The organism is Mesorhizobium sp. M7A.F.Ca.ET.027.03.2.1 (assembly GCF_003999175.1).
In the GTDB taxonomy this organism is placed as follows: domain Bacteria; phylum Pseudomonadota; class Alphaproteobacteria; order Rhizobiales; family Rhizobiaceae; genus Mesorhizobium.
Window position 1 is genome coordinate 1 of sequence record NZ_RZOM01000591.1, and the last position, 3,837, is coordinate 3,837.

Consider the following 3,837-nt stretch of genomic DNA (forward strand, 5'->3'; position numbering starts at 1 on the left):
TTTCGGACTGACGCGCAATTCCGGCCCGGCGGAGTTTGCCCGCGCCGCGCTTGAATCCGTGGCCTACCAGACACGCGACCTGCTCGACGCCATGCGCAAGGACTGGAAGGGGGCTTCGGCCAAGACCGTGCTGCGGGTCGACGGCGGCATGGTGGCGTCGGACTGGACCATGCAGCGTCTGGCCGACATCCTCGATGCACCGGTCGACCGCCCGACCATTCTCGAGACGACCGCGCTCGGTGCAGCCTGGCTGGCCGGCTCGAAAGCTGGCGTTTGGCCGGATGCCAGGAAGTTCGCGAAGAGCTGGGCGCTGGAACGACGCTTCCAGCCGGACATGGATGGCTCCGTGCGCGTAGCCAAGCTCGCTGGTTGGCGCGATGCTGTGCGACGGACGTTGAGCGTGTCATAAACAGCCATCAGTGGTGGGTGATAGGGCGCGAGGAATGCAGCCAGATTGGTATCCTGCTTGGCGCGACGAGGCTATCGAACAGCTGAAGGCCAAAAATGCACGCTCGAACAAGGAGTTTCGCCTCGGCGATTGCTCGCGCTATGACTACGACCTGACGGCCGGAACGGTTCTGTTCTCGCAAGACCGGGTCGCCAAGGTGGTCACCGAGATCCAGATTGTCGGCTCAACGAGCACCGAGGCCGGCAACTGGCTGTGGGCTTGGGCAAATTCAAGCCTGCCCAGCGAGATCCTCAGCGATGCAAAGCTGGTTCGATCCTTCGTAGAGCAGAATGGCATTGACGAACTGGCCCAAGCCTATGCGACGGATGCGGACAATGCGCTGGAAGTGGTTGGTTGGGAACTCAGTGCGGTGATGGCCCGTATCTGCAATGGGTTGGGTATCTATCGTTGTCCCAACAGAGAGGACGGCGGTGGCTTTTATCTCAAGAGCATCAACTGGGCAAGTTGACGGCAACTGTTCTCGTCCGGCCAATCGATCAAAAGCCCGCGCCGTTGCCGGCGCGAGCTCCACTCAACGTATCTCAGCTACTTAAACGCGCCTTGATCAGTAAGGCGAACGGCACTCCTTGCGAGGGCCGTAATTCGGCTGGAACGTGTTGTCCGAAGCACGGTAGCTGCGATAGCGGTCGTAGCACCATTGGACGTGGGCGTTGCCTCCGTAGACGCGGTTGTTCTCGTTGTTGATGATGGCACCGGTGATCAGCGCGCCAGTCGCGAACGCCGCGAGCGGGAACCAATAATCGCCGTGACGACGATAGCCGGAACGATATTCGCGATAGCCGCGATGGCCGTTCCAATACGCGCCGCGATTGCGGGAAAAATTGCGGTCACGTGAAAAACTGCGGTCACGCGAAAAATTGCGATTGTAGCGGTCCTTGCGCCACTCCCGGTACTGGACTGTCTGCACATCCGGCATCGCGGCCTGGGATTGCGGCACATAGTTCGATTGGGCGTTAACCGACACGGCCTCCGCCGCAACGAATGTGGCGGAGAGAGTGGCCGCCAGAAGGCTCGTTGTGGTTCTGTTCATTGGTTTTCTCCTCGATGGTTTTGGCGGACGTCCCTGTGCCGGGAAAACGAGCGGCGCATACAATTGTTCCCCAGACTGGATGCCGCTGTCGGGCAGAAATGCCAGTGTTCCCTTGGCTGTTCTCCCACCGGTGGCGCGGCTGGCAAGTGTCGCGACAGGCCGAAGCCACCCGTGTTTGCGAGCTCTCTTTTTCCGGTTGACCGGTCGAGGCACTCTCCCTATGTTCCGCGCAATTTCGAGGGCCGCCTTTCGCCCGCGGGAGCGCGTAGCTCAGCCGGTAGAGCAACTGACTTTTAATCAGTAGGTCATGGGTTCGAATCCCATCGCGCTCACCATTAAAATCAATAACTTAACTGCATTTTACGGCGAATTTCATGCGCCATCGGCGTTTACCAGAATTTCCCAGAATTACGGGCTTTTCCAAGCATTAGCCGGGATTCGATGGCGCATGAATGGCGCATGGTCAGTCCAGCCCCGCACGCCGCATCGTCTCTTCAACGGCAGGGTCCGCCTTCAGGAATCGCCTCAGCCCGTCGTCGGGCTGCTCTTCCTTGCGGGCCTGCCGTTCCGCAATCCTTCGCTTTGCGGCGCCCCGGCTTGGGCGGGCGTTAAGCCGCTCCTGGCCGGTGGGGGCATTCAACCATGGCACCTTCATTTCCAGTCCAGCCTCGCAAGTGCGGCGTCGACTACGGTAGGAGCCAAACCGGCTTCCTTTGCCGTGGCGTATGCCTGGATGATGGTCGCCAGCGCGCGAGCCGAGCCGCCAGCGTCGAAGGCTTGCGTCGGCCCCATAACGTCGATCGCCACCGTACCGCCGAGCTTTTCCGTTGCTTCCTCGGCAAGCAGCGATGCAATGGGTTGTAGCGTCCACTGTGCTAGGTGCCGCTGCGCCTCGCGAACCATCGGCCCGGTAGTCGCCGAGTTGAACAGGCCGGGCAGTACACCAAACGCGCCAGAGATGGCGTCCCGTGCCGCTGCGAGGCTTTCTACCGACATGCTCTTCTCGATGTCGGGCGTAACGTTCGCGGGTTTCCAATCGACCACAGGAGCCGGGCCGCCAGCGGCCGAGACGTTGACGGATTCGCGAAGCAGGACACGGCCACGCTGCCCGCGGAATGAGCGGCCAAGCGTGTTCATGTCGGTTTCAGGCCCTTCGGGATAGGGCACGATTTGCGAGCCGAGCGGTGCGTTTTCGTAGACTTCGGCCAGTGCGCTTTCGAGCGAATTGAGCAGGCCAGCCGTCAGCGACGCGCGCCGCAGCGGTGCCGTGCCAAGCCACGGCGCAGCAGGATCCGCGCCGATGCGCAAATGCAGTACCTCTCCGGCTAAGAGGGTTTCGGTCGTGCCGCCGCCCGCTTCCGAGATGGATACACGGTACGCAACCGGCTTGCCGCCCTTAGTGCGCAAGTCCCAATCGGCGCACGGGATAAGTCCATCGCCGATCTTGAACACGGCTTCGCCCCGTAGCGCCAGGGAGCGCGCCAGCAGCGCAAGGGTTCGCTTGTCTAGGAGTCTCGTGCCGTCGACTTCGGCAAGCGCAAAGGCGCCTTCCCAAAGCGATATGCATGACTGTGCCGTGGCCGTCAGTTCACCAATGCCACGCCGGCCGCTGATGTAGCTTTCGCGCGCCGCCATCAATTCGGCGGTAAAGCCGGACATTGCGCTGCGCTTCTCGGTAGGGCGCCGGAAGAAATCTAGAATGCCCATTACACCCTCCTAAACGAGCGCAGCAAATCGCCCGCGCCGCTGTTTGCCATTGCCTCGGCCGCCCATGACGCGGAACGCGATTTGTCTACCTGCACACTGCCAGCGACGACCTTTTCGCGCGTCGTGCCAGGCGAGCCGCGCTTGCTGGCGGCCATGTATTCGGCCAAGCGCCGGAATGCCTCCAGAACAGCCGCGGGAGGCGTGCCGCTGCCTACAGTGCCGGTGAAACGGTACGTGCCGCCCGGCAGGCAGTAGCCGCCGACAGGCGACGGCGAGAGCGTGGCGGTTTGCCATGCATCGGCTTGCCAGATATCCACCGTGGAGATGGTGGCGGGCGCCAGCGGTGCGTGCCACTCGCCGCATCCTTCCACGATCCACTCGATAGAGCGGGACGTGTAGCGCCATGCCGTATAGGCCTCGATTCGCTGCCAGATCATGTCGGGATCGAGCGCAGTCGCCGCCGTCGACAGGCCCGAAGGCGCGTCCGGATAATCTGCCGGCTCGCCTTCTGTCTGTTTGATAGTTGTTGCCGTCATAGTCTCCACCTCGCCAGCGCTGCGAATGAACGAAGCGGCTCTTGCCGGTTGCGAGCCTGGACGACGGTGCCGTCATAGGCGGGCCAGCTTGAAAC

General features: G+C 62.1%; 6 protein-coding genes and 1 tRNA gene. 3 read left to right on the forward strand and 4 right to left on the reverse strand.

The window, feature by feature from the left end:
* Together EN750_RS22860 and EN750_RS22865 are read left to right on the forward strand one after the other, a co-directional pair.
* The coding region (locus EN750_RS22860) for an FGGY-family carbohydrate kinase (protein ID WP_245482775.1) at positions 1-409 on the forward strand (409 nt) is incomplete at its 5' end.
* A 34-nt stretch (positions 410-443) separates the two neighbouring features.
* The gene (locus EN750_RS22865) at positions 444-917 is read left to right on the forward strand and encodes a DUF6882 domain-containing protein (protein WP_127397727.1); all 474 of its coding nucleotides are present in this window, start codon (positions 444-446) and stop codon (positions 915-917) included.
* Positions 918-1,013: 96 nt separating this feature from the next.
* Here the strand turns inward: EN750_RS22865 and EN750_RS22870 are convergent, their stop codons facing one another.
* Entirely contained in the window at positions 1,014-1,499 is a 486-nt protein-coding gene (locus EN750_RS22870) for a BA14K family protein (RefSeq protein WP_127397728.1), read from the reverse strand.
* A gap of 259 nt (positions 1,500-1,758) precedes the next feature.
* Between EN750_RS22870 and EN750_RS22875 the strand changes: the two genes are divergently transcribed.
* Positions 1,759-1,834, forward strand: a tRNA-Lys gene (locus EN750_RS22875).
* A gap of 128 nt (positions 1,835-1,962) precedes the next feature.
* Here EN750_RS22875 and EN750_RS39165 read toward each other — a convergent pair.
* From EN750_RS39165 to EN750_RS22885, 3 genes are read right to left on the reverse strand one after another with little or no spacing between them, the layout of a single operon-like run.
* Positions 1,963-2,154 carry a hypothetical protein gene (locus EN750_RS39165; RefSeq protein WP_145967843.1) on the reverse strand — a complete coding sequence of 64 codons (192 nt, stop codon included), beginning with the start codon at positions 2,152-2,154 and terminating at the stop codon, positions 1,963-1,965.
* A complete protein-coding gene (locus EN750_RS22880) occupies positions 2,151-3,206 on the reverse strand; it encodes a phage portal protein (RefSeq protein WP_127397729.1) in 1,056 nt (351 codons plus the stop codon). The genes EN750_RS39165 and EN750_RS22880 overlap by 4 nt, the downstream gene beginning before the upstream one ends.
* Entirely contained in the window at positions 3,206-3,742 is a 537-nt protein-coding gene (locus EN750_RS22885) for a hypothetical protein (RefSeq protein WP_127397730.1), read from the reverse strand. Before EN750_RS22885 ends, EN750_RS22880 begins: the two co-directional genes overlap by 1 nt.
* Positions 3,743-3,837 lie beyond the last annotated feature (95 nt).

Bases quoted from the DNA above. Each gene is read 5' to 3' on its own strand.
- EN750_RS22885 (WP_127397730.1), bottom strand. From the start codon at position 3,742: ATGACGGCAACAACTATCAAACAGACAGAAGGCGAGCCGGCAGATTAT.
- EN750_RS39165 (WP_145967843.1), bottom strand. From the start codon at position 2,154: ATGAAGGTGCCATGGTTGAATGCCCCCACCGGCCAGGAGCGGCTTAAC.
- EN750_RS22870 (WP_127397728.1), bottom strand. From the start codon at position 1,499: ATGAACAGAACCACAACGAGCCTTCTGGCGGCCACTCTCTCCGCCACA.
- EN750_RS22865 (WP_127397727.1), top strand. From the start codon at position 444: ATGCAGCCAGATTGGTATCCTGCTTGGCGCGACGAGGCTATCGAACAG.
- EN750_RS22880 (WP_127397729.1), bottom strand. From the start codon at position 3,206: ATGGGCATTCTAGATTTCTTCCGGCGCCCTACCGAGAAGCGCAGCGCA.